The sequence below is a fragment of the Pseudomonas sp. LBUM1663 genome (assembly GCF_059695905.1).
This window is the reverse complement of record NZ_CP166792.1, coordinates 4,107,111-4,129,352: the sequence shown is the minus strand read 5'-3', so window position 1 is coordinate 4,129,352 and position 22,242 is coordinate 4,107,111. Positions and strand designations below refer to the sequence as shown.

The window sequence follows — 22,242 nt, the reverse complement described above, 5'->3', positions numbered from 1 at the left end:
GTACTTTTAGACGCAGTCGATAAAGAAGGGACAAAAAAAAGACAGCCTCATGCAAATCAGTTCCGCTACCTACACTCCGACTCGAATTATTGAACCCTCCAATGTGGTCAAGAATGAGCCCGTAGAAGCGACGGGCGACACCGAAAAAACAGAGCCTACTTCTGGTGTGAAGGTGACATTATCCGCTGAAGGAACTGCGAAGTCGTCCGGCGAGAGCGGTAAAAATGCGGACATTGATGCGAGTAACCTGCCCGACGGTGTGAAGAAAATCCTGAAGGTTATTAGAGAGATACAGGAGAAAATTCAAAAGAAAATGGATGAGTTGGATGCGGTCAAAAAAGATAATTTGCTGAGCGAAAAAGAGCGCGAAGCCAAGGTTGAAGGCATTTTGGGAGAGTTGGGTGTGCTCACAAGCCAGCTCACCACAAGCTCAAATGATTTACATCGGACTGAAAACGAAATGAAGCTTTCAGCATCAATGAAAAAGCTCTCTAGCTACCTTTCAGCCCCTAAAAACTGACATACCAAACTCACCCTTCGAAACTACGCGTAGCTACTTTAGAGTTTGGCTAATCTATTGGTCGCACAGCTTCGAGCGGCTAGCCTTCAGACGCCACCGCGGATGCGATGGTGATGACATCGACTATTTTTTCTCGAGAGGGTGTGCTCAATATACGCAGTCGCATTAATCGGACGAATTTGTCCGTGAGCTGATAGTCGTGAGCTGGAAGGGGAAACCCTCCAATATGACTAGGGCGCTCGTTTTTCATCAGTGCTTCATTAGGAATTGGCGGGTGAGATTGGCCACCTCTAGCAGCCTGGTATCCATCACAAAATGCCCACCCTCGAGGATCGCGATCTGCGCCTTAGGAAGATCCCGATGAAAGGCTTCAGCTCCTGCGACGGTGAAAGCTAAATCGTGCTTACCCCATATTACTAGTGTAGGTAGCTGATGTTCGCGCAGCCATTTCTGCCACGTCGGATAAGCTTCAAGGTTGGTGCGATAGTCGTAAATCAGTTCCATTTGGATAGCGCCTTCACCGGGGCGATTGAGAAAGGCTACTTCGTCTTGCCAAAGATCTGGGTCGTATGCTGTTACGTCTGGATCACTGCCGATATGGCGCTGGCGAGTCACGTCCACAGACAAATGAGCAGCTTGGAACTTTGCCTCATAGGCGTTGCGATCAGCCCAATATGCTTTGCGGGAGTCCCACAATTTGCCTAATCCTTCAGCGTAGACGTTGCCATTCTGGAAAACCATCGAGGTCACTGCCTGTGGTCTCGCCATAGCAAGTCGCATACCGACGGGAGCGCCATAATCCTGCATGAAAAGGCTGTAACGCTTGAGTCCAACGATATCGGTGAAATGCTCCATGACCTTTGCAAGGTTATCAAAGGTGTATTGGAACTGCTCCGGAGATGGGGCGGCACTGTTGCCAAAGCCTGGATAGTCAGGAGCAATAAGGTGAAATCGGTCGCCCAATTGCTTCATGAGTGCTTCATACATTCGCGAAGAGCTGGGGACTCCATGCAGTAGCAGCACTGCGGGGTAACGAGAGTCACCAATTTCACGATAAGCAATATTGACCCCATCAACTGTTACCTGGTGGTATTGCATTTTAGGGGATTCAGCTTGCGCGTGTCCGAAGCCGAAAAGCATTGGCAATGCCACCATCGCGAGGTATTTAAATAGGTGCATCACCGTACTCCACTGTGGTGCAGAGGAACTCTGCGAAAGACCCGGGTTTGCGCGCATTATTGTTTTGTGCGCTCAGTCTAATTGTCGATAAATCGCTGGATGAGCGGAATGGCTAATTATGACAATGCGGTATTTCACCTCGTGAAAGAGTGCCCACCTGGCCACGGTGTAACGCTGAGATAGACAGCTTCGCGGTGGCGGTATTTGAAGGTGCAGCACGAACTCGGCAGGTCCGATCTGAAAACACTCTGACAGCAACTCATACGCGCGAAGTGCAATCGGGTTGGAGTCGTGGACACATATCGTGTATTCGCGTTTTGGCTGATCACCATGAGGGCCTCTAGCGCATGGCAATCCTGAGGATAAGGGCGATCGTGTCCACGTATTTTTAAGTGGAGAACATCGCCCGTATTGCAGGGGTTTGGAAGGTGACTTTGCCGGACGCTTACGATTAACTCGCCGAGCTTTCGCAACTGAAGTTACATTGCCGAGCGTCAACTGTGTCGCAATAGCCATTTCTCACACGTGTTAACGGCTAAGCGGCTTTCTCTTCGAGCTTGGCTTGCTATTCGCTGAAACATGCAGATAGGACAGCACGCTTTCTGTCAGCTCGGCAGAAAGCCTGACCGCTTCCTTGTTCTGCGTCATAACGGCAGCGACCAACCCCTCGATCAACGCTAAAACAGCCGAGTTTGAGCTGATCAGCACCGGATGGTTCGCCGCAGCAAACAGTGTGTGATGAGCGATGTTGGCCAAAGGCGATGCTGGCGAGTCGGTGATGGCCAGCACTGAGGCTCCCCGTTCTTTGGCAAACCTCGCTAATTGCAGTGTGTCCTGGGAGTAACGGGGCAGCGAGATCGCCAGAAGGACGTCGGCGGGCGTGATGGATGCCAATCGATAGGCTGCGTTCTCGTTGCCACCTTCCATACTTATTGCCTGCGCATCAGCAATGAAGGGAATCAGGTTGGATGCTGCCAGTCCCGCCATGTACGCGCTGTTTCCAAAACCAAGAATATAAATCTTACGCGCCTGAATCAGGGCACTGACAAACGCTTCGAACACTTCTGAAGGGTTGTTGGTGTTGGTCGTGCTCAGGTTACTGGTTGCGATTTGAAGTTGTTCGGTCAAGCCGAATTCGCCCGAGGGCCGATGGGCCATCTCATTGCGCAATTTGTCGACAGGCGAAACCATGTCCTGCAAGGTCGCCACCAGTTCAACCTTCAATTGCGTGTAGCCCTTCAGGCCTATGGCGCGCGCAAGCCGATTGACCGCAGCCGGTGACGTCAGAGACTCCTGCGCCAGCTCTTCGATGGTCAGGGTTGCGGCCTTCAACGGATGACGCAAGATGAAGTCAGCCACCTTGCGCAGTGAAGGTTGTAAATCCGGTGCAGCCTCGGCGAGGTTGCGCATGATAGGGGCTGTATAAACGGTGGCATTGCGAGGAGGTTGGAGCATAGGTTGGGCCGGCCTGTCGATCAGTTGCCCCAGTGTATCTGAAGCGAGCGAATTCACGGGAGTGTCGCCTCAATCGGTCAAGAGTCGCCCTTGGCGAATGGGGTCGCTGCCCGTGACCTTGGCTAGCCACAGGCCTGGCTGAGCAAACCTTAGACGCTCTCGGGCATAGAGAACGCCATTCGTGGTGGCGCAAACGCGTGTATGGATATCAGTTATCGGATCGAAGACCTCAAAAAGCGCATCCCCTTTGTTCACCCGCGCACCCAATGGTTCCAGGAACGATACAACCCCTGCGTGTGGCGCATAAGCATACTGCGCGCCTGCAAATGGTGTGGCTTCACAGTACGAGGGGGGCACTTTTGGCCAGTCGCCGCTGATCATCTTCAGGTCACCCAAGTACGCCAGTATGGCTTCTGCGTGAGCTTCGGCCGCGACGTGACCGGTGTCCGCCATACCGCCCAGTTCTAAGGTCGTCGCCATGCAAGCCATCGGAATGGCTGCGTCTGGGAATTGCCTGGCCAATTGGAGCCAAGGGGTGGAGCATGCTTCGTCAAAGGAATCGCCGCCGGCTGCTTCTGCCAGCAACGCTGCGCCGGCGCCGAGGCGATTGGCCAATGGCTCAAGCGAGTCCCAAAGCTGTGGCAGGCAATAAAGCAGAAGAATGGACTCAAAGTCGCAATGCAGATCAAGCACCACATCCGCATCACAGGCGTGAGTCAACAAAAGGCGTTGCAACCCTTCCAGCGGGGAGTTCGCTTGCGGCAGCTCGCTCAGCACGTCGTGCATGGCCGCTCTGATGACCTCCACATTATCCTTGGCCTTGCCGTTCAGGCGTCCGGTAACCCGGGCAGCCACCGTCTCACCGAGTGACGGGAAACCCCGATTGAAATTTTTGCCGCTGGCAAAGTCGAATCGCCCCTGATGAGTGGCTTGAAACATCTGTGACAACCCGATGGGATTAGCCACCGGAACCAGTTCAATCGTCGCGTTCAGCCGATCTTCTTGCTCCAGCTCGCGCAAGCGCTTTTTCAGCTCGATCGCAACGCGCATGCCCGGTAGTTCGTCGGCGTGCAGCGATGCCTGAATGTAGGCTTTTCGTGGGCCGCTACCAAAACGAAAAACCGACAGACGTCGCTCGACACCCGGGCTGCCCCAAGGCAGCAAGTGCTCAATGTGTTCCATGGAGAGTTCCTGAAGAAGGCAGGCAGGAGTCGCTGAATCACAACTCCTGCGCAAGTGATCAGCCGCCGTAGATGTCGTAGTTGAAATACTTGTTCTGGATCTTTTGGTAAGTGCCGTCTGCGCGAACGGCGTCGATGGCGGCATTGAGTTTTTCAGCGGTTGCGGAATCGCCTTTGCGTACCGCAATACCCGCACCGTTGCCGAAGTATTTGTTGTCGGTGAAGTCGGGGCCTACCAATGCGAAACCCTTGCCTGCGTCGGTTTTGATGAAGCCTTCATCGATGTTGACGATGTCGGCAAGAGTCGCATCCAGGCGTCCGGACGCCAAATCCAGGAACGCTTCACCTTGGGAGCCGTAGCGCACGACTTCAATACCTGCTGCGGCGAATTTGTCACTGGCATAGCGATCGTAGGTAGAAGCGCGCTGAACGCCTACTCGCTTGCCTTTGAGGTCAACCAGCGGGTCGTTGATGACGGTGCCGGCCTTCATCGCCAGCTTGCCAGGGGTGTGGTAGTACCTTTTGCTGAAATCGACCGATTTAAGCCGATCGGGCGTGATCGACATGGAGGAGAGGATTGCGTCGATCTTGCGCACCTTGAGCGATGGAATCAATCCGTCGAACTGCTGTTCAGTCCATACGCATTTGACCGCCATTTTCTCGCACAGCGCATTGCCGATGTCGTAGTCGAAACCGGTGATTGCGCCGTCTGTTGTTTTGGACGCGAAGGGCGGATAAGCCGCTTCGATACCGATGCGCAGTGTCTGTTCTTCTGCCATCGCGAATGTGCTCATGGCAGTCAGCGCCACGGCGCCGAGAAGTGTGATTGTTTTCATTTTACTACTCCTTATAGCGGGTATCAGGGAGGGTGAATGCAGTCGACGAGCACGTATGGCGTTTGATTAGGATCGGGTGCGGCTACAGCTGTAATGAAACGATTATTTTCACAGAATGTAAAACAAGAAAATAATCATATTATGAGGCGAGACGCCAAATTTTTCATGAGTAGAATATAAGTGGTTGATATATAACAATTAAAAATTGTTTATTGGCGATTTAGTGAATTATTCAGCTCAGATCATAGGTCTTGATCAGTAAAAAAATGCGGCGTATAAGATTTCATATGGTGTCAGCTTGATAGAAAAATTTTCAGATAGGCACTATCAGGATCGGCTGTGAAGCCGTTGATGTTCTCCCCAACAAAAAGAGCAATACGGATGAGCAAAGTGAGAAAGGGCAGGGTGTTGGCCGCGTTGGTTATCGCTTCTTCAGCGACATCGGCGCTCGCGGATGGCCATTTACTGGCGGTGGGGGGCATGCTGAGGGCGAGCAATTTGCCCGTGTATCACAAATTCGTGGATCTGGCGGGCGGGTCTGGTGCGGCAAAGATTGTAATTTTCCCCACCGCCAGTGGCAGCCTGGGTTCGAGCAAGCGCTTTCAAGCCGAGCTAGTGGCATTGGGTGTGCCGGCTTCGCACGTCACGATTGCGTCGATCGATAGCAAAAACTACGCACAAACCATGAATGACCCCGAGGCCGTCAGGCCAATCGCTGAAGCAAGCGCCGTATGGTTTGTGGGCGGGGATCAAGCGCGAATTGCCAAAGCGCTGTTTAACGCCGATGGAAGTGATTCGCTGGCGATGCAAGCCGTGCGCAAAGTGTATGAGCAGGGCGGAGTAATCGGCGGCACCAGCGCGGGCGCAAGTATTCTCGGTGCGCAGATGCCGACGGCTTACGGCGTTGTCATGGATACGCTGGACTTTGGTGTCGCGAAGTCCGCTGGGCAGCGCGGTGCGGCATTGCTCAAAGGCTCTGGCTTATTCAAGGCCGGGATAATCGATCAGCACCTGGATCAGCTCGAAGAGACCAGTACCGGGCGAACGGCGCGCATGGCCAGTTATCTGGTAGGCGACCAGCGCGGCAAGGGTTTCGGGTTGGATACCAACACGGCCATGTGGGTGAAGCCAGACGGTCAGATCGAGGTCATTGGTGAGGGTTATTTGACGGTGATGGACGCCAGCCATGCAACCAGGCAGTTCGGCGTCTACGGGACTGAATTGCATAACGTGCAACTCGCGATGCTTGGCAACGGCGATCGCTACAGCCTTTCGACAAATGCGGTTTCACCGGCTGAAGGCAAGGAGGTCATCAAGCCAGGCGATGAGTACCTTGTGGGTAACCAAATGATCACGGACTTATCGGCAGTGGCGGCGATGCGCCGTGCAGTGCTGTATGGTCTGGCGGACAACACAGCTACCCGTCAGTCTGGATTGATGACTCGATACAACCCTTCCACTGGATACCATTACGGGTATCGGTTTGATTTTTCTAAGGCCCCAGGTTTTGTTGCTCACAGCAAGACCTATGACTCATTGACCAACTACACCGCACAGGGCGTGAGTCTGGACGTCACGCCGGTTGACGCCTGGTTGAGACCTCCGCAAAAAAGCCTGCCCACCGACATCCCGGCGAATCAGGCATCCAGCGCAGTGCGCGCGCTGGTTTTCCGCGGGCTGATGACCTGTAATGAGGCCAATGCCTTTGAGCCGGCTCGTGCCATTACCCGAGGGGAGTTAGCCAACACGTTGCAGATGACGTTGGCCGGTGAGATGAAGGTCGAAAAGCGAGCTGTCTTCACTGATCTGCCAGCGGATTCCCCTTTGTTAGATCAAGTCGAGATTGTGGTTTCAAATGGCTGGATGAAAAGTGGGCCGGCGTTTGAAGCGAACAAACCGGTCACCCGAGAAGAGTGGGTTGAAGCCGCCAAGGTTTTGGTTGCTCAAGGTCGTGTCACAACGGTGGTACCTGAGTCGAGTAAAGCTTCGACCGTACGCCGTGATGAAGTGGCCGAACTGATCGCCCAGGCTTACGATCTTGTAGACAAATCTTGAAGTCGGCTGTTATTCGGCTACGCAGTCCATGCGCGTTGACTAAATGAATTGACTCAGATGCCCCTCGACCAGATTGAGATTTTCGCGCTCTCTAACCTGTTTGCTGGCGAAGAAATAGGTTCGGCTTCGGCAAAGAGTGATAACCCAATGTTTCGAGTGATTGCACGCGAGAAAACCAACGCTGGCTTTTACTCGATCATTCAGTGTTCGCTAGAGGGGCGATGGGCAAATGAAGTGAAGGAGCGGTGCTGGACATTCGATCATGCCTCGCTGAGTCGACGGGGCGTTTTTGTCTGCTGGTCCGAGGACAACCGGACTTTGTGTTTGGAAGCGTTCAGTTGTTCGGGCGGATGGCCTTCGGAGTTGCTGCCCGAGCAATTGTGCCCATGGTGACGTCTCGGTGTCAGTCTCCTCGATAGAAGGTCTGCATGCCAATAAAGACGGGATGATTTCCAATTTTTTCATCTCGTCCAGCTGATCTTCGCGAACGGCTTGTGCATGGATCGTGACGGTGCGGCGGCTTAGCTTTACGGCAGCCCTTCGTGACCGACCAATAGTTACCGCTCAAGAAGGACATCGACCCCGAACGGACACTTGCTGCCCCTATCTGAATGCTATGCGTAAATCATCAATAACCTGCTTGATTGACGGCCCTTGAGCTTCCGGCGGCTCAGGACTCTCCCCAAATTCACGCCAAATGAACAGCGTGAGTTCCGCTCCGTCAGTTAGTGACTGGGCGTTTTCGTCGCTGGCGAATGTCTGCAACAGCCTGTACCGGGCATCTTTCCAGAAAAGCGCTTCGACCCAGGCGTACACCGGAATGAAGTGAAAGTGGATGGGGTAGCCAGGGTCGTGACCGAATCGGCTGATGTAGAGCCATTTAGGCTTCAGCTGCCATTCAAGGGTTTTCTGGATGTTGGCCATCAGCCTACCCAACTCCGCCAGTGCACCCTCGGGAAGTTCAGCCAGCGAGTTGACGTGAGTCTTCGACCCCAGCATCAGATAGCCTGGAAGCGCCGACGACAGGTGATGATTGAGAAGCCAGTGGGTGGTTTCAAAAATGACGAATTGTGGTGCTACTTCCATGTGCTGATGTCCATGATCGTGGGGCACACAGAGTATCAAGGCATCGACTGTTGTGAAGGCCACCTCTGTGTCTATGCGCTTCCCACATCGGATTAATGCCGATTCATCACTGTTCTTTCAAATGCTCGGGGCACATTCTTGGCCAAACCCCGACGCCGTACTGCGCGTCATTCTCCACCTGACGAAGAGCTAAAAAATGAGCGTATTCACTCACGTTACAGTCGGCACCAATGATTTGAACAACGCCCGTAGTTTCTACGACAACGTACTGGGCGAACTGGGCCAGAAGCGCATTGCCGACCTCGGCGACAACGGATCTATCTGGGGCGAAAACGCACCGTCTTTCTTCGTTCTGAAACCGGCGAACGGCGCACCTGCCAGCGTCGGTAATGGGGTGACCATCAGTTTCGAAGCACCGACGCGTGCCGCCATCGACGCGTTTCATGCTGCCGCATTGGCCGCTGGCGGTACCTGTGAAGGCCTGCCGGGACCGCGTGGCTGGGCACCGAATGCCTACGCGGCCTATGCCCGTGATCTGGACGGCAACAAACTGGCGGCCTATTGCTTCAGTCCCGATTAAGCGACTCCACAGGCATTAAGAGTCCGGTCAACCGAAGGCTGTCGCGTCCGCCACGTTTGGACTCGTAGAGCGCCGCGTCGCCTTGTTCGATCAGCGCCGTCAGGCTGACGGGCGGTATGTCGAACAGGGCGCCGCCGATGCTCAGTGTCACGGCGTCGGGCGTGGCGAACGTTTGAGAGGACGTGGTGTGGAACCGGTCACGCAGCGTATTGCCGAGTTCGACAATGCGCTCGGTCGATGCGTTGTTCAGCAGAATGACGAATTCGTCACCACCCAAGCGGGCCACCAACGCCTCTTCGGGCAGTACCGAGCGAATCATCTCGCTCAGCGCCACCAGCAGCCTGTCGCCTGCGGCATGGCCGTACAGGTCGTTGACCAGTTTGAAGTTATCGATGTCGATTAGCAGCAAGGCACCGGGTCGGGTCGACGAGACCTTTTCCAACAGGCGCGGCGCCCGCACTTCGAGGGCTCGGCGATTGTAAAGGGCGGTCAAAGGATCCCGCTCGGCCAGCCGTGCGATCTGTTTTTCGCGCCGGTAGCGCTCGGTCCCGGTCATCGATAAGGCGATCAGCATGATTGCCATGGCGCCTTCGACCAGGGAAATCTGAATGATCTCGCCACGAAACGCCGTTAGATCGATCAGCGTGCCGGGAATCACGGCGGTCAATGCCTTGGCAACGTAGAAAATCCCGTGGGCCAGCAGCACATACCGCAGTTGCACCGCACCGACGCTCAATGACTTGCCATGGGGACGCAGCAGAAAGCTGGCCCTGAGCGTCGACAGCGCCACGAGCAATGAGTTGACCACCAACATGGCCTTCGACCACATTTCCCCGTCCGACAAGGACAGCATGGCAAACCAGGCGACGAAGATCAGGTACCAGGCACGGGACAGCCGCGTTTGGGTGAAACGTGCGACGCCCAGCAAGAACAGAAAGTGCGCGGTCACCAACAGGCCATTGGCGAACCAGATGCCGATCAGGAGATACCCACTGACGCGCAGCAAGGCGAGGGTGCTGCCCACGGAGATCGTTGCAAACCCGGCGCTCCAGAACAGCAGCGAAGGCTCACGAATGCTGCGCCATTCGATGGCCAGATACAGCGCGGCGGCCGCTGCGAGGGCGATCGAAAGGGTCAACAGTGTGGGAGGGTCGAGCGGCATTTCCTGACAGACCTGCCTGGTTTTTGGGAAGGACGGGGGCGATTGTAAGCGAGCCTGGGTCCGGACAGAATCAGGCGCGACTCGCCGAGCCTGTCATTGGTCGGGCGCTACAGCCACATATTCACCACCCGCCGATCCAGCTCTTCCCAATCCGCCATGCCCAACACACGCGTGGTGTTCAACCCGCGCAAATAACCGCGCAACTGGTTGGCGGTGGCACGGGTTAGCTCCGGGTCGGGTGGGTTTTCGCACAGCAGTACGGTTTCGTACTCGATCAAGTACTCGGCCACCCGGTCACGGAACTCGGGCAGGACGGCGTCGCGGATCAGGTCAAACGTTCTCAAGGAGAGGCCTCATCAATCTTTTTCGGTTGTGATTGAGTGTGTACGAGTCTGCACGGTGCGCAACTATTGCTGGAGGCAATAGTGACAATCAAGAAACACAAGTTCTGCTTTGTCGCAATTACCCGGAAAATCGCCCCCATCGAACACCGCCGTGACGCTGTCCCGTCGCGTGATGAACCGGACTTTCTATTTTCAGGATGACATCCATGCGCCCTTTATGTGTGCCTGCCATGGCGTTTGCCTCTCTGTTGCTCAGCGGTTGCGCCTCTGCGCCGAACGACCCGACGCTGACGTTGCAGACCCACAAGACACCCGCCCAGTACGCCGACTGCGTCGTGCCGAAATTGCAGGGCAGTGCGTTGAACCCGACCGTCTCGCAGACCCAGCGCAGCTACCGGATCGTGGTGCCGAGCAAAGTCTCTGCGGACAACGTGCTGGAAGCCTACAAGGCCGGCAGTGGCGGCAAGGTGTTCATCTACGAGCGACACTTGCTGGCCTCGAATTTACTGCCTTCGAGTTTTGGACGCGCCGCCCAGGATTGCATTTGACCCCGGCCTGTAAATGTTTTTCAAGCGCTCCTTTGGTTGGCCGCAACCAACCAATTTTCTGCCCCGCACCGCATTTCGGTTGCGGGGCTTTTTTTTGCGCGGGCCAATTTGAAGGCCCAACACGGCACGGATCGCCTGGTCGATATCGCGCGGATGAAGGCAGGTTTGTGCAGCATGAAATAATCCTGTCCTCTGGACGAAAAGCATCGTAGTTTACGCGCCATAAATACAAGGACGTCTGGGGTGTAAATGGGCGCTTATCGTTTGCTGTTGGCTATTCTTGTGGCCGTTTCTCATATGGGCAAGACGTTCGCGGGGCTTAACCCCGGCGTGGTTGCCGTTATTTCCTTTCTGATCATCAGCGGCTTCGTAATGACCTCGCTCATCGAGCGCAATTACAAGGCGCCGGAGAAAATCGGCCTGTTCTACATGGACAGGGCCTTGAGGCTTTACCCGCAGTTCCTGTTCTACTTCCTGGCATCCTGCGCCGTGATCTATTTCCTGCTGCCCGGCACGCCTCAAGCCGCCGAGCTGACGCTCGGGAACATCGCGGCGAGCCTCACTATGGTGCCCCTCGGTTTCTATATGTTTGGAATCGCAGGGTCGCTGGTCTTGCCGCCGGCCTGGTCACTGGGGCTCGAAATGTGTTTCTACCTGGTGATTCCTTTCCTGATGATCTACAAGGCGAGGGGCGTTGCGTTTGCCATGTCTGTCGCCGTATCTATGACCGCGTGTCTTGGTTTCATCAACACCGATGTGTACGGCTATCGCCTGTTGCCGGGCGCCTTGTTCATGTTCCTGTGCGGCAGCTACCTGTACAAACCGCAGGCGAAGGGTTTAGCGATCGCTGCCGGCACTGCCGTGGCGGCTGCCTTGATGTTTGCGGCAATCGAAGCGGGACTGATTGAGCGCCGGCCGTTTAACGCGGAGGTGACAGCGGGCATAGCGTTAGGCATCCCTGCTGTGTATGTGCTGACGAAACTCAAGTTTCATCGGGTTGACGAGTTCCTCGGGGACATCAGCTATGGCGTGTTTTTGAATCACTTTGTGGTGATGTACTTCCTGCGTGCTTTCTGGCCCGTTGCCTACGACGCGCACATCGTTGCAGCCGTTCTGGTCCTGTCGTTCGGGTTGAGTTGCGTTTCGTACTACTACATCGAGCGACCGGCGCTGAAACTCCGTCATGCGCTTCGGGCTGGTGTCAGGTATGGCGCGGTTAAACCGCAAGGCGGCGAAACAGCGACTTAGTATTGTCAATGGCGTTATGCCGGTCTTTCTCGGTCATACGTTTTCATTATCCGATCGGGTAAACGAATACCGATCGATATCAGACCTGAGCTTCCAGCCCTGGCTTTGCTGGCAGATGCACCGAGCGGCTATCGACCCAGGACAGCAATATCGATACGAGTCAGTAAACACGATCTCGAACAACCGCCTCACAGGGCAACAGCCGATGGGCCTCGTCGAGTTCCATGGCGTGATGGACACCCCATTCGATCAGCGATTCGAGGATGGAGCGCAGGCTTTCACCCAGCGGGGTGAGCAGGTATTCGATCCCCTGACGATCCAGGGCACTGGCTTGCCGGCTCACCATTCTGTGTTCGGCAAGCCCGGCAGTCTATTGATTGTCTTCATTGGGTACCACTGACTAAACGGTGTGTAGATAGGCCTGATTTACGAACAGTACGGGCAGCGAGCCAGTGCCGGCCTGATCGTCGCCGAGGCAACGGACGTTACTCCGTCCAGCAATGGTTATGCCATGTCAAGCAGTTCATGAACTCGGTGCTCAATACGCGCACCGATTTATATGGAGGAGGCAGCGTGGAAAACCGTACACGGTTCCTGCTGGAAGTCGTTGAAGCGGCGGTGCGGGAATGGGGTCCGGGGCGTGTGGGTGTGCGCCTGTCTCGTTCGGCAAGTTCCACGGTATTCCGGCGGACCCGCTGACCGAGGAAACCTTGCTGTGGACTTGATTGCCTTCGGCAGACCCTTTATCGCCAACCCGGACCTTGCAGAGCGCCTCAAGCACGGCTGGCCGTTAGCCGAAGCGGACCGATCAACGTATTGCACCCGACGCGGCGAGGTCGGTTATACGGACTTCCCTGTCTATTCCCTCGGGTAGTGCTTTACGCAGCCTTAGGCAGATTGCGGCGGTGGCAGGCGTTCGGTGACGGGCGGTTCTGCCAGCGCCTGCGATTTACCGTCCCTTTCCCGGGTTGTGCACCCTGTGCGCAACCCGGGGATCGGGTCCGGCAATTTAAGCTGATATCATTCGAGCGCTGACACACCGAGTGGAAAACCATGAATCGTCAAAAAAAAATAAAGCAGTTATTAAAGGCGCACGCCAAAAAGGCCAGTGCGAAACTGGCGCCGGCAAGCAAGTCTAAATACATCAGCAAGGCTGACCGCTTGAAGCTCGCTGCTGAGTCCAGTCTCGACCCTGTCACTTCCTCTGAGAGCGAGTGAGTTGCAGGAAACAGTGGTCTGTCGTGTCCAGCGATGTTTTGCCGACGCGCCGACTCACTGTTCGCACCGCGTCCTTCCCGGGAGCGTCCAATGCCGCCCATCACCACGCGCCTGGTGGCGCTGTTTGTTCTTTGCCTCACGCTTGAAGTGCCAGCCCAGACCGGCGCCTGCCCGGCCGGTGAGAAACAAGTGTGCCTGGACGGCTGCATCTGCCTGCCAGACATGGGACTGACGGATGACCTCTACCAGATCGCCGCGCCGGCTTTAGCACTGTGGCTGACCCAAGCCCGTGCTGACGCCGCCATCACCGGCCTCCAACCCATTCCGCCGCACATCCGGGAGCAACTGCTGCGCTGGTACGACCCCAGCGTCCTCGATGCCGCACGTTACAAAGTCAGCGACAACGGCCAGTTCAACGCCGCCACTGCCATGCTGCAAAACCCGGATGTCGGAGCCGTTACGCTGATCGACATCATCCTCTTCCGAGATGCTGAAACCGCAGAACAGAACAGCGTGCTCTGGGCTCACGAACTCAAGCATGTGCAGCAGTTTCAGGAATGGGGGGTAGAAGGATTTGCCCAGCGGTATACACAAGATTTCAATGCTGTGGAGGCGCCGGCTTATGCCATACAGGCTGAGGTCAGGCGGACGGTGCGCAACGGACCTGTAACGGGATCAGTCATTGAGCCTGTTCCGTAGCATGCTCACAGCAGCGTTACACTGCGCTCATCCTTGAACCTGATCTGGAGCGGCGCATGAAAGTTGGTGTGATTTCCGATACCCACGGCTTGCTCCGCGCCGAAGCCCTGGCTGCTTTGGCGGGTTGTGAGCGGATCATTCACGCAGGCGACATCGGCAACGCCGACATTCTCGATCAACTCAAGGCTATCGCCCCGCTGTACGTCGTCCGCGGGAACAATGACCTGGACGCCCCCTGGGCAGAAAAAATCCCCGACCTTCTTCGTTTCGATCTCGACGGATGGGAAACACTGCTGGTGCATGACATCGCCGATCTCCCGGCCGCGCTCGACTCAGCCATCAAACTGGTGATCACCGGTCATTCGCACAAGCCAAGGATAGAGTGGCGTGGCGAACAGCTTTACCTCAATCCCGGCAGTGCGGGACGGCGGCGTTTCAAGTTGCCGGTGACGTTGGCGCTGCTGGATGTGTTCGAAACGTCCCTGGAGCCGCGTCTGGTCTCTTTGCTGGAATGATGTTCGCGAGCTGGGTCAACGGGATTTTTACCAACAAAAAACGGCTCGTTGATAAAACGAGCCGTCGTTGTGAAAGGGCTATTTCAGATCGTCCTCAGAGGTGATCCGCATCAATCACCGCCTTGGCGAACGCCTGTGGATCTTCCTGCGGCAGATTGTGACCGATGCCGCCGTTGATCAACCGGAACTCGTATTTGCCGGTGAAGCGCTTGGCGTAATCCTCGGGTGCAGGGTGCGGCGCACCGTTGGCATCGCCTTCAAGGGTGATGGTCGGCACGCTGATGGACGGCGCCGTGGCCAGTTTCTGTTCGAGCGCCTCGTATTGAGGCTCGCCCTGGACCATGCCCAGGCGCCAGCGGTAGTTGAAGACGGTGATCTCGACGTGGTCGGGGTTTTCCAAGGCCTTGGCGCTGCGGTCAAAAGTGGCGTCGTCGAACGCCCATTTTGGCGAAGCCAGTTGCCAGATCAGCTTGGCAAAGTCATGGGTGTTTTTCTCGTACCCGGCACGACCGCGGTCGGTGGCGAAGTAAAACTGATACCACCACTGCAATTCCGCCTTGGGCGGCAGCGGGTTCTTGCCGGCCGCCTGATTACCGATCAGATAGCCGCTGACCGAAACCAGCGCCTTGACCCGCTCTGGCCACAGCGCCGAGACGATGTCGGCGGAGCGCGCGCCCCAATCGTAACCCCCGAGAACGGCTTGTTTGATCTTCAGTGCATCCATGAAGTCGATGACGTCACTGGCCAACGCGGCCGGTTGGCCGTTGCGAAGGGTTGTCTCGGACAGGAAATGCGTATCACCGTAGCCACGCGCATACGGCATCAATACTCGATACCCCTTCGCCGCAAGCAGCGGGGCGACTTCGTCATAGCTGTGAATGTCATACGGCCAGCCGTGCAGAAGAATCACCACCGGCCCGTCGGCCGGGCCAGTTTCGGCGTAGGCCACGTTCAGCAGTCCGGCCTTGATGTGCTTCAGCGGGCCGAACGGGGAGGGTGTTGAATAAGTGGCGTCGGCCTTGGTCGCGGCTGGCTGCACGGTGGCGGTCGTTTGCGCGTGGGCCGCGCCGAGCGCGCCGAACAGGGCAAACGCCAGGATCGACGAGCCGACCAGGTGGCGGCGAGTCATGCCGGTTTTGTTCTGCATTGCCATCTTCATGGTGATGTCTCCGTTGCAAGGCGTTGGCCAGGGGTTCTGGCTGAGCCCCTTGAAACCTTGAGAGCATTTGAACGCGGCGACGTGTCTGACCTGTGTCGAAACGCAGGCCCGGTGAAAACGGATGTATCAAGAGGATAGCCATACACACTGTGATACACAGCGGCGCAGCGAAAAAGCTGCAATTGGTGCCTTGAAAATTCGCGATATTGGCGCTGGGTCGCGGCCTGAGCGACGCGTACCCTTTTTCAGATCAGCGGGCCGATCTGTGACAGAGGATAAACCGTGGCGACGAACGACCTTTTCAGCGTGAAAATCCCTGACAGCAAAATGGCCCGCGAGGTGACGCAGCTCATTCGCGATACCGAGAGCGAGTTGCTGTTTTCCCACTCCACGCGTGTCTACTTTTGGGGGGCGTTGCTCGGGGTGCGCAAGGGCCTGGCGTTCGACCCGGAGTTACTCTACGTCGCTGCCATGTTCCACGACCTCGGCCTGACCTCGATCTATCGCGAGAGTCAGCTTCGCTTCGAGGTGGACAGTGCGAATGCCGCGCGCGATTTCCTGCGAGGCCATCACATCGCCGAAGGGGACATCGAGAAAGTCTGGAACGCCGTCGCGCTCCATACGACGCCGGGCATTCCAGAGCACATGCATTCAGAGATTGCGCTGGTGCAGGCCGGCGCGGGAATGGACGTGGCGGGGCGTGGTTTTGAGCTGTTCACGGACGAACAACGCGAAGCGGTGATCGCCGCCTATCCTCGCGATACCGACTTTGCCCATCAAATGATCGACGCGTTTTATCACGGGCTGCAGCATCGGCCCCAGAGTACATTCGGGACCTTCAACGATGATTTCCTGGCCTACAAGGATCCGGGTTCCCAGCGGGTGAATCTTTGCAGCGTTATTCTGAATTCGCGTTGGGAGCGGTGAGTTTTCCACGCGGTATTTCAGGTTTTGGCCGGGATACGTTCCGTGCGCGGATCGGTTCGCACTTGTTCGCTCAAACCCTGCTATTCCAGGTCACCGCACACAACGCAAGACCGGCCACATTGAGGGTGACGGGATTAAAGGCATCCCTGAGCATGGAGGCATTGAAAATCGCGACATCCAGCAGCAGGCCAGCCAGCGCCGCCGAGGCAACGATCAGCGGCCAGGCGATGCGTTGCGCGAGCAGTATCCATAAGGCCAGGGCAATCTCCGCGACCCCGGCGGAATAGGCAAACACCTCCACCTGATGGATACCATGAGACTGAATCATGGTCCGCTCGCCAGGACTCAGCCACAGCAGCTTGGGCACCAGGCCATGGTAGGCAAACATGAACGCCAGGCTTCCCCGGGCGATCCAGTGAGTGCGTTTCAAGGCGCTCACGTCGGCGTTTTCAAAAATCGACGCTCATGGTCGGGCGTGGGCAACAGGCACGTGTCGTATTTTCCAAAGAGCCGATATCGATTCAGCGCAACGCGGTCGTAGGCCCAATCTCGCAGCCTGCGTGGGCAGGCACGCAACAGTCTCAATGCACGCCAGGCACCGGGCAATTGGGCGATGACTTCGAAAACGGCATCCGAACGCACCCAGTAGTGCCGGTCACGGATCACGGCCATGGTCTCGAATTGATCCAGAGGCAACCCTGCCCACGCCAGCAGCGCCTGCCCCTCGGGCGATTGCACTGCCGCCAGCCGCACGCGCTGGTGGCGGTCGTGGCGGATCAGGAACTTTGCCCAGCCATTGCACAGCTTGCACACGCCGTCGAACAAGACCACGGTTTCGCCTGGCTGGAGCAAGGGCGCGGGGGAGGGGCGGATGGTGCACGCTGGCATAGAGGGGGCCATGGGGAATGGGTTATCCCGGATCATACCCGCGTGCCTGGGCGGAAGTCTTTACGGGAAGCGCCAGCCTCTATCGAGGATGGCCAACAAAGGGCGGTGTCATCTGGGTGTCACCTAAGGCATGGCAAGATCATCGCAAACCGTCCTGAACACCCAGCGCAACCCCCGCCCACGGGCTGATGAATTTTTCCAGGAATCCTCACCATGAAAGGAGACGCCTCTCTGTTTGCGGCCATTGACCTGGGCTCCAACGCGTTTCGCCTGATGATTGGCCAGTCGGTCAGACGCAACCAGCAGATCGTGATCCAGGAAGTCAAAACCCTTCGCGAGCCCGTCCGCTTGGCCGAAGGTTTTCAGGGCGGCGCGTTGGATGAGTTGGCGTTGGATCGAGGGTGGCAAGCGCTCGCGCGATTCGGTAAAAAACTGCGCGGTTTTGAGTCTGGACGGGTGCGGGCCGTGGCGACCAGCGCGGTGCGCGAAGCCGACAATGCCCAGCTATTCCTGACCAGCGCTGAGCGTCATCTGGGTTTTCGGATTGACGTGATCTCCGGGCATGAAGAAGCCCGGCTGGTGTATGCCGGGGTTGCCCACACGACACCGAGTGCCGCGAGTATGCGGCTCGTGGTGGATATTGGCGGTGGCTCCACCGAGTTGATTCTGGGACAGGGCGCCCAGCCCCTGTTGACCGAAAGCATTGCCATTGGCAGCAGCACTTTTGGCTCGCGTTACTTTCACGGAGGGTGCATCACGGCTCAGGCCCTGCTCGAAGCCGAGCGTGTCGCCACTGTGCAGTTTGAAAAGGTCGCACGTCGTTACCGTGCACTGGGTTGGCAGCAGGCCATCGGCTCTTCAGGCACCGCGCGGATGCTGGCCAAAGTCCTCAAGGCCAACGGCTTGAATGACGATGGCCAAAGCGGAATCACCTACGGCGGCTTGCTGCGCTTGTCGTTGCGCCTGCTTGAGGCGGGGCAGGTCAATCACCTCAGGCTGGCAGGTTTGCAACCCCATCGGCTGAGTAGTTTGCCGGGCGGTCTGGTGGTCATGTTGGCCGCGTTCAAGGTTTTTGGTATCTCGCAGATGACACCTTCCGAAGCGGGATTAAGGGTCGGCGTGCTTCATGGGTTGATGGCCAGGCACTGACAGGGTGCTGTCGACTGACTGCAGTCTTTGCGGGTCATGGATGCAAGTCTTCAGTCAGCGCTACTCAAGCGCGGGCGAACGCCAACTATCATGAACCGGGCGAAACCATCCTGAAGGAGGCTGTACCCCATGACGAAGGAAACCATCAGTGCAAAGGACGGAGAGGGTGAAGATGCCTCTTCGTTGATAGACGCGAGAATCAAGGAACTGAGTGATTGGCGTGGCGAAACGCTCGCCCAGGTCCGAGCGCTGATCCAACAGGCCGACCCTGACGTGGTCGAAGAATGGAAGTGGCGGGTTCCGGTGTGGTCGCATGCGGGCATCATCTGCACCGGCGAGACGTACAAGAACGCCGTGAAGATGACCTTCGCCCAGGGTGCGTCGCTGGAGGATCCTTCGGGGCTTTTCAATGCCAGTCTTGAAGGCAACACTCGACGGGCTATTGATGTGCATGAAGGCGATGAGATAGATGAGAAAGCGTTGAGGGCGCTGATCGTTGCCGCCGTCGCGTTCAACACCTCGCGAACGACCGCGCATGCCAAACCGGCGAAATGAAAGCAAGGGAGGTGGGGTTATTCACCGTGATCCCATTGCGCGCGATATGGCGGGCGAAGCGCAGCCAACATGGCCAAGGTCCAAAAACGCCAGGCGAAAAAAAACCGCCTTTGCGGGGCGGTTCTTTTTTGTAAGCCACAGCTTGCGACTGGGGCCTAGTACGTCTCACGGGCAACACTAGCGTGGGGCATGATATTAAGCTTTGCTTATCCTTGCAACGTTGTTTTGCTTCGGTTGATTTACGTCATCTGAAGATAACAGTAGTGAATTGGTGTGTTCATAGCGGTAGCTATAACCTAACAGAAATAACGTTTTACAAAAACATGTCATCCCTTTGCCCTGGAACGTCAAAGATCAACCATTGCGCCTGAGTATCTAGGTTAATATGCCGGCGCTCACATGCTGGTGCGACTGATGGGGTTTGGCCAGTGACCTAACAGTTTCACGCCCTCAGACACGGTTTTGCACCCGTGCCGGAATGATGACTCGGGGGGAACTCAACCGGCCGCCTCGGGGTGACACTAGCATGTATGCCCGAAGGCTCGCGTGATCCGGTAAGTGCGCTGGAGGTTTGGCCCCCAACCTGGAGGCCAAAACGTATGAAGCAATTGCTGCGTACACTGAGTCTCGTATGGGGATCGTTTCAAGCGTTTCGCTTTTACGAGTTCCTGCGAGACCACTTTGACGACTTGAAGTAACGGTCGTTGATATGGGGAAAAGCCCGTTTCAGTTTCGGCTGAGGCGGGCTTTTTTTTGTCTAAAATTAACTGTCAAAAGTAGGATATTTCTCATGTGCTTCTCAAGCTCTTGTAGGGTACTTCTTTGATATCTGTAGGTGCCATCCCAAGATGAACAAATGGGACGCCCATTAGCCGGGCTTTGGTCAAGGTTAAAAGCCACCGCCATGACTGTTTCAAAGTCTTGGCTATCGTTGACAGCGAGCAAGTTAACGACGTTCTCAAGGACCACCCAGCGAGGTTGTGTTTCTTTGAGGATTCGTATGACTTCCCAAAACAGCCCGCTGCGTTCGCCGCGTAGTCCGCGGCTGTCTCGGTTGCTTTCTCGGGCGCCGGCGACGCTGATGTCCTGGCAGGGGAAGCCGGCGGTGAGGACATCGACGGGGCAGAGGTCGTGAGCGCCGCACTGGCGCACGTCTTCAAATTGGCGTGCATGGGGAAATCGATCGGCAAGCACAGCCCGGTTGACCGGGTTGAGTTCAACTTGCCAGGCGCTGCGGTAACCTGCGTTTTCAAATCCGACATCAAAGCCTCCTATGCCTGCGAACAGGCTGCCAAGGGTGGGTTGCTGCATTCATGAACTCGTTGTTCTGGATGCTCGCGGCACGCTTGGGGGAGGCTCTGGGCCTTCAAGTGGTTCAGTGTCCGGCAACGCGGGCACTTGATCTGTAATTCAATGAAGCCGCTAGCGGCGGCGAGTTTGCGGTGGCAGTGGCCGCAACGTATGTCTTGCATTTATATGTCCCGTTTTTGCGGTTCGGGTAATAGCCATGATTTCGATTTGGTCTAAAAAACTGTTATTTCTTACAGTGGCCAGAAGTCAGAAGCGTCGTGGGTTAGGCACCGTACGAACGCAGCTGAGGGCAAAGGCATGATTTATGAAATGACGATTAATGTTTCTTCAAGGTTTGATGAAGAAACAATTAAGGACGAGTTCGGAAAATATTTCGAAGAGAAAGGATGGAAAGTGTTAGGTGTTGTAGTTAATAGGCTGAAAAAAACTGCAGTGGTTAAATATGAAGACGGCACCACCGCTGCCGCTAAAATGATGGGTTCTGGAAAGTCTAAGGTGGTTTTTTATAAAGGTGACGAGAGTTTCGCTGCTTTATTCGAAGAAAGCCTTAGTAGGCAAGATATGAGGTGAGCGCGAAAATGTATGTACCCCGTTGCAGGGGCTGTCGGATCTGCTCCGGCTGGTCAGTGGCCTGGTGGTGTTGGTGATTGCACGTTTCGTGGTCGGCATCGGTGAAGCGCCTATCTAGCCGACAGCCGCCCGCATGATCGCCCGCGCCATCCCTATCACCCAACGCGGCACGGCCCAGGGCATGATGCATGCGTCGGGGCGCCTGGCCAATGCACTGGCACCGTTGATCGTGACGTTCATGATCATTAAGTTCTCGTGGCGCCTGACCTTCGTCATCCTCGGCGTGGTGACGCTGATCTACATGTTCATCATGTATTTCAGCCTGAGCGAATCGAAGAAACTGGTCGAAGCCATCGCCATCGCCATCGCCACCGTGCCACTGCCACCCGTGGCGGCCAAACCGGTGAACTGGCCGCAGATGCTGCGCAAAGTGTGGCCGGCCGCTGCCACCTGTTTCTGTCATGGCTGGGTGTTGTGGTTCTTCCTGAACTGGATACCGTCGTTCTTCACCCAGCGCTACGGCATGGACCTGACCCACACCGCCCTATTTTCGACCTTTGTGCTGCTCGGCGGGACCGTCGGCACCGCAGTCGGCGGCATGCTCTCGGACTAGCGCTTCAAGGTCACCGGCAACCGTCTGCGCTCACGTCGTGACTTGATCATCTTTGGCTTCCTGGCCTCGATCATCGGCTTGATTCCACTGATGTCCACCCATGACTTGATCATCTGCGCCTGCGGCCTGAGCTTCTCGTTCTTCTGCTCGGAACTGGCCGACTCGCCGCTCTGGGTCATCGGCACCGAGGTGTCCCACGAACACTCCGAGACCTCCAGCGCGTGCACCTTCACCGGCATGGCCCTGGCGGGCGCCGTGTCACCGGTGGTGATTGGCTGGTTGCTCGACATCACGGGGAACAACTGGGCGGTGGCGTTCTGCGCTTCCATCGCCGTGGTGCTGATGGGACCGGTGCTGGCGATGTTTATCAAGCTGGACGACAAGCCTGCTCCCGAGCCGGTTTCATCTGCGCATTCGCAGGTTGCTGTTACCCAGGGTTGAGGC

General features: G+C 56.5%; 27 protein-coding genes and 1 pseudogene. 16 read left to right on the top strand and 12 right to left on the bottom strand.

Annotation, left to right across the window (positions count from 1 at the left end; genetic code table 11):
* The first annotated feature begins 49 nt into the window (after positions 1-49).
* Positions 50-520, top strand: coding sequence for a hypothetical protein (locus tag ACA075_RS18935; RefSeq protein WP_497294583.1), 471 nt, complete (start codon positions 50-52; stop codon positions 518-520).
* 249 nt (positions 521-769) lie between these two features.
* On the opposite strand, the gene ACA075_RS18930 is transcribed toward ACA075_RS18935, so the two are convergent.
* From ACA075_RS18930 to ACA075_RS18915, 4 genes are all read right to left on the bottom strand, one after another.
* Positions 770-1,699 carry an alpha/beta fold hydrolase gene (locus ACA075_RS18930; protein ID WP_497294581.1) on the bottom strand — a complete coding sequence of 310 codons (930 nt, stop codon included), beginning with the start codon at positions 1,697-1,699 and terminating at the stop codon, positions 770-772.
* A 528-nt stretch (positions 1,700-2,227) separates the two neighbouring features.
* Positions 2,228-3,154 (bottom strand): MurR/RpiR family transcriptional regulator, encoded by a 927-nt coding sequence (locus ACA075_RS18925; protein WP_219097347.1) that lies wholly within the window; start codon positions 3,152-3,154, stop codon positions 2,228-2,230.
* 69 nt (positions 3,155-3,223) lie between these two features.
* Positions 3,224-4,336: a succinylglutamate desuccinylase/aspartoacylase family protein gene (locus ACA075_RS18920; RefSeq protein ID WP_497294580.1), complete on the bottom strand. Its 1,113-nt coding sequence runs from the start codon at positions 4,334-4,336 to the stop codon at positions 3,224-3,226.
* A 58-nt stretch (positions 4,337-4,394) separates the two neighbouring features.
* Positions 4,395-5,171, bottom strand: a complete 777-nt coding sequence (locus ACA075_RS18915) for an ABC transporter substrate-binding protein (protein WP_497294578.1) — start codon at positions 5,169-5,171, stop codon at positions 4,395-4,397.
* A 381-nt stretch (positions 5,172-5,552) separates the two neighbouring features.
* On the opposite strand from ACA075_RS18915, the gene ACA075_RS18910 reads away from it, so the two are divergent.
* On the top strand, positions 5,553-7,226 hold the full coding sequence (locus ACA075_RS18910; protein ID WP_497294576.1) for a cyanophycinase: 1,674 nt from the start codon (positions 5,553-5,555) through the stop codon (positions 7,224-7,226).
* A gap of 603 nt (positions 7,227-7,829) precedes the next feature.
* On the opposite strand, the gene ACA075_RS18905 is transcribed toward ACA075_RS18910, so the two are convergent.
* Positions 7,830-8,312, bottom strand: a complete 483-nt coding sequence (locus ACA075_RS18905; protein ID WP_497294574.1) for an HIT family protein — start codon at positions 8,310-8,312, stop codon at positions 7,830-7,832.
* A gap of 196 nt (positions 8,313-8,508) precedes the next feature.
* On the opposite strand from ACA075_RS18905, the gene ACA075_RS18900 reads away from it, so the two are divergent.
* The gene (locus ACA075_RS18900) at positions 8,509-8,892 is read left to right on the top strand and encodes a VOC family protein (RefSeq protein WP_497294572.1); all 384 of its coding nucleotides are present in this window, start codon (positions 8,509-8,511) and stop codon (positions 8,890-8,892) included.
* On the opposite strand, the gene ACA075_RS18895 is transcribed toward ACA075_RS18900, so the two are convergent.
* A complete protein-coding gene (locus tag ACA075_RS18895) occupies positions 8,879-10,054 on the bottom strand; it encodes a GGDEF domain-containing protein (protein WP_497294570.1) in 1,176 nt (391 codons plus the stop codon). The genes ACA075_RS18900 and ACA075_RS18895 overlap by 14 nt on opposite strands.
* A 107-nt stretch (positions 10,055-10,161) precedes the next feature.
* Complete coding sequence (locus ACA075_RS18890; protein ID WP_497294568.1) at positions 10,162-10,398, bottom strand: hypothetical protein; 237 nt, start codon at positions 10,396-10,398, stop codon at positions 10,162-10,164.
* Positions 10,399-10,604: 206 nt separating this feature from the next.
* On the opposite strand from ACA075_RS18890, the gene ACA075_RS18885 reads away from it, so the two are divergent.
* The 7 genes from ACA075_RS18885 to ACA075_RS18855 all read left to right on the top strand — a co-directional run bounded on the left by ACA075_RS18885 (position 10,605) and on the right by ACA075_RS18855 (position 14,626).
* Positions 10,605-10,946, top strand: coding sequence for a hypothetical protein (locus ACA075_RS18885; RefSeq protein ID WP_497294567.1), 342 nt, complete (start codon positions 10,605-10,607; stop codon positions 10,944-10,946).
* Positions 10,947-11,195: 249 nt separating this feature from the next.
* Entirely contained in the window at positions 11,196-12,194 is a 999-nt protein-coding gene (locus ACA075_RS18880) for an acyltransferase family protein (RefSeq protein WP_497294565.1), read from the top strand.
* Positions 12,154-12,594, top strand: coding sequence for a hypothetical protein (locus ACA075_RS18875; RefSeq protein WP_497294563.1), 441 nt, complete (start codon positions 12,154-12,156; stop codon positions 12,592-12,594). The genes ACA075_RS18880 and ACA075_RS18875 overlap by 41 nt, the downstream gene beginning before the upstream one ends.
* 173 nt (positions 12,595-12,767) lie before the next feature.
* On the top strand, positions 12,768-12,893 hold the full coding sequence (locus tag ACA075_RS18870) for a hypothetical protein (RefSeq protein ID WP_497294562.1): 126 nt from the start codon (positions 12,768-12,770) through the stop codon (positions 12,891-12,893).
* 354 nt (positions 12,894-13,247) lie between these two features.
* Positions 13,248-13,412 carry a DUF2986 domain-containing protein gene (locus tag ACA075_RS18865; protein ID WP_497294560.1) on the top strand — a complete coding sequence of 55 codons (165 nt, stop codon included), beginning with the start codon at positions 13,248-13,250 and terminating at the stop codon, positions 13,410-13,412.
* Positions 13,413-13,502: 90 nt separating this feature from the next.
* Positions 13,503-14,111: an eCIS core domain-containing protein gene (locus tag ACA075_RS18860; RefSeq protein ID WP_497294559.1), complete on the top strand. Its 609-nt coding sequence runs from the start codon at positions 13,503-13,505 to the stop codon at positions 14,109-14,111.
* A 56-nt stretch (positions 14,112-14,167) separates the two neighbouring features.
* Positions 14,168-14,626, top strand: coding sequence for a metallophosphoesterase family protein (locus ACA075_RS18855; protein ID WP_497294557.1), 459 nt, complete (start codon positions 14,168-14,170; stop codon positions 14,624-14,626).
* A gap of 94 nt (positions 14,627-14,720) precedes the next feature.
* Here ACA075_RS18855 and ACA075_RS18850 read toward each other — a convergent pair whose 3' ends face one another.
* Complete coding sequence (locus ACA075_RS18850; RefSeq protein ID WP_497294556.1) at positions 14,721-15,785, bottom strand: alpha/beta fold hydrolase; 1,065 nt, start codon at positions 15,783-15,785, stop codon at positions 14,721-14,723.
* A gap of 327 nt (positions 15,786-16,112) precedes the next feature.
* On the opposite strand from ACA075_RS18850, the gene ACA075_RS18845 reads away from it, so the two are divergent.
* On the top strand, positions 16,113-16,712 hold the full coding sequence (locus ACA075_RS18845; RefSeq protein WP_497299296.1) for an HD domain-containing protein: 600 nt from the start codon (positions 16,113-16,115) through the stop codon (positions 16,710-16,712).
* A 70-nt stretch (positions 16,713-16,782) separates the two neighbouring features.
* Here the strand turns inward: ACA075_RS18845 and ACA075_RS18840 are convergent, their stop codons facing one another.
* Both ACA075_RS18840 and ACA075_RS18835 read right to left on the bottom strand, forming a co-directional pair.
* Positions 16,783-17,151 carry a DoxX-like family protein gene (locus ACA075_RS18840; RefSeq protein WP_497294554.1) on the bottom strand — a complete coding sequence of 123 codons (369 nt, stop codon included), beginning with the start codon at positions 17,149-17,151 and terminating at the stop codon, positions 16,783-16,785.
* A complete protein-coding gene (locus tag ACA075_RS18835; protein WP_497299295.1) occupies positions 17,148-17,600 on the bottom strand; it encodes a thiol-disulfide oxidoreductase DCC family protein in 453 nt (150 codons plus the stop codon). The genes ACA075_RS18840 and ACA075_RS18835 overlap by 4 nt, the downstream gene beginning before the upstream one ends.
* 213 nt (positions 17,601-17,813) lie before the next feature.
* Between ACA075_RS18835 and ACA075_RS18830 the strand changes: the two genes are divergently transcribed.
* Together ACA075_RS18830 and ACA075_RS18825 are read left to right on the top strand one after the other, a co-directional pair.
* Positions 17,814-18,749: a Ppx/GppA phosphatase family protein gene (locus tag ACA075_RS18830; RefSeq protein WP_497294552.1), complete on the top strand. Its 936-nt coding sequence runs from the start codon at positions 17,814-17,816 to the stop codon at positions 18,747-18,749.
* A gap of 129 nt (positions 18,750-18,878) precedes the next feature.
* Positions 18,879-19,304, top strand: coding sequence for a DUF1801 domain-containing protein (locus ACA075_RS18825; protein WP_497294550.1), 426 nt, complete (start codon positions 18,879-18,881; stop codon positions 19,302-19,304).
* 726 nt (positions 19,305-20,030) lie between these two features.
* Here ACA075_RS18825 and ACA075_RS18820 read toward each other — a convergent pair.
* Positions 20,031-20,615, bottom strand: a complete 585-nt coding sequence (locus ACA075_RS18820) for a DNA cytosine methyltransferase (RefSeq protein WP_497294548.1) — start codon at positions 20,613-20,615, stop codon at positions 20,031-20,033.
* The gene (locus tag ACA075_RS18815; RefSeq protein WP_424481137.1) at positions 20,576-20,776 is read right to left on the bottom strand and encodes a Com family DNA-binding transcriptional regulator; all 201 of its coding nucleotides are present in this window, start codon (positions 20,774-20,776) and stop codon (positions 20,576-20,578) included. Before ACA075_RS18815 ends, ACA075_RS18820 begins: the two co-directional genes overlap by 40 nt.
* 136 nt (positions 20,777-20,912) lie before the next feature.
* Between ACA075_RS18815 and ACA075_RS18810 the strand changes: the two genes are divergently transcribed.
* From ACA075_RS18810 to ACA075_RS18800, 3 genes and pseudogenes are all read left to right on the top strand, one after another.
* A complete protein-coding gene (locus ACA075_RS18810) occupies positions 20,913-21,185 on the top strand; it encodes an RNA-binding protein (RefSeq protein ID WP_497294546.1) in 273 nt (90 codons plus the stop codon).
* A 130-nt stretch (positions 21,186-21,315) separates the two neighbouring features.
* Positions 21,316-21,798 (top strand): annotated as a pseudogene (locus ACA075_RS18805) (MFS transporter); the annotation flags it as partial.
* A gap of 24 nt (positions 21,799-21,822) precedes the next feature.
* A complete protein-coding gene (locus ACA075_RS18800; RefSeq protein WP_497299294.1) occupies positions 21,823-22,239 on the top strand; it encodes an MFS transporter in 417 nt (138 codons plus the stop codon).
* Positions 22,240-22,242: the final 3 nt, after the last annotated feature.

Bases quoted from the DNA above. Each gene is read 5' to 3' on its own strand.
- ACA075_RS18835 (WP_497299295.1), bottom strand. From the start codon at position 17,600: ATGCCAGCGTGCACCATCCGCCCCTCCCCCGCGCCCTTGCTCCAGCCA.
- ACA075_RS18810 (WP_497294546.1), top strand. From the start codon at position 20,913: ATGATTTATGAAATGACGATTAATGTTTCTTCAAGGTTTGATGAAGAA.
- ACA075_RS18910 (WP_497294576.1), top strand. From the start codon at position 5,553: ATGAGCAAAGTGAGAAAGGGCAGGGTGTTGGCCGCGTTGGTTATCGCT.
- ACA075_RS18885 (WP_497294567.1), top strand. From the start codon at position 10,605: ATGCGCCCTTTATGTGTGCCTGCCATGGCGTTTGCCTCTCTGTTGCTC.
- ACA075_RS18860 (WP_497294559.1), top strand. From the start codon at position 13,503: ATGCCGCCCATCACCACGCGCCTGGTGGCGCTGTTTGTTCTTTGCCTC.
- ACA075_RS18875 (WP_497294563.1), top strand. From the start codon at position 12,154: ATGGCGCGGTTAAACCGCAAGGCGGCGAAACAGCGACTTAGTATTGTC.
- ACA075_RS18850 (WP_497294556.1), bottom strand. From the start codon at position 15,785: ATGAAGATGGCAATGCAGAACAAAACCGGCATGACTCGCCGCCACCTG.
- ACA075_RS18815 (WP_424481137.1), bottom strand. From the start codon at position 20,776: ATGCAAGACATACGTTGCGGCCACTGCCACCGCAAACTCGCCGCCGCT.
- ACA075_RS18880 (WP_497294565.1), top strand. From the start codon at position 11,196: ATGGGCGCTTATCGTTTGCTGTTGGCTATTCTTGTGGCCGTTTCTCAT.
- ACA075_RS18830 (WP_497294552.1), top strand. From the start codon at position 17,814: ATGAAAGGAGACGCCTCTCTGTTTGCGGCCATTGACCTGGGCTCCAAC.
- ACA075_RS18825 (WP_497294550.1), top strand. From the start codon at position 18,879: ATGACGAAGGAAACCATCAGTGCAAAGGACGGAGAGGGTGAAGATGCC.
- ACA075_RS18895 (WP_497294570.1), bottom strand. From the start codon at position 10,054: ATGCCGCTCGACCCTCCCACACTGTTGACCCTTTCGATCGCCCTCGCA.
- ACA075_RS18820 (WP_497294548.1), bottom strand. From the start codon at position 20,615: ATGCAGCAACCCACCCTTGGCAGCCTGTTCGCAGGCATAGGAGGCTTT.
- ACA075_RS18855 (WP_497294557.1), top strand. From the start codon at position 14,168: ATGAAAGTTGGTGTGATTTCCGATACCCACGGCTTGCTCCGCGCCGAA.
- ACA075_RS18845 (WP_497299296.1), top strand. From the start codon at position 16,113: ATGGCCCGCGAGGTGACGCAGCTCATTCGCGATACCGAGAGCGAGTTG.
- ACA075_RS18925 (WP_219097347.1), bottom strand. From the start codon at position 3,154: ATGCTCCAACCTCCTCGCAATGCCACCGTTTATACAGCCCCTATCATG.
- ACA075_RS18920 (WP_497294580.1), bottom strand. From the start codon at position 4,336: ATGGAACACATTGAGCACTTGCTGCCTTGGGGCAGCCCGGGTGTCGAG.
- ACA075_RS18930 (WP_497294581.1), bottom strand. From the start codon at position 1,699: ATGCACCTATTTAAATACCTCGCGATGGTGGCATTGCCAATGCTTTTC.
- ACA075_RS18900 (WP_497294572.1), top strand. From the start codon at position 8,509: ATGAGCGTATTCACTCACGTTACAGTCGGCACCAATGATTTGAACAAC.
- ACA075_RS18905 (WP_497294574.1), bottom strand. From the start codon at position 8,312: ATGGAAGTAGCACCACAATTCGTCATTTTTGAAACCACCCACTGGCTT.
- ACA075_RS18935 (WP_497294583.1), top strand. From the start codon at position 50: ATGCAAATCAGTTCCGCTACCTACACTCCGACTCGAATTATTGAACCC.
- ACA075_RS18915 (WP_497294578.1), bottom strand. From the start codon at position 5,171: ATGAAAACAATCACACTTCTCGGCGCCGTGGCGCTGACTGCCATGAGC.
- ACA075_RS18865 (WP_497294560.1), top strand. From the start codon at position 13,248: ATGAATCGTCAAAAAAAAATAAAGCAGTTATTAAAGGCGCACGCCAAA.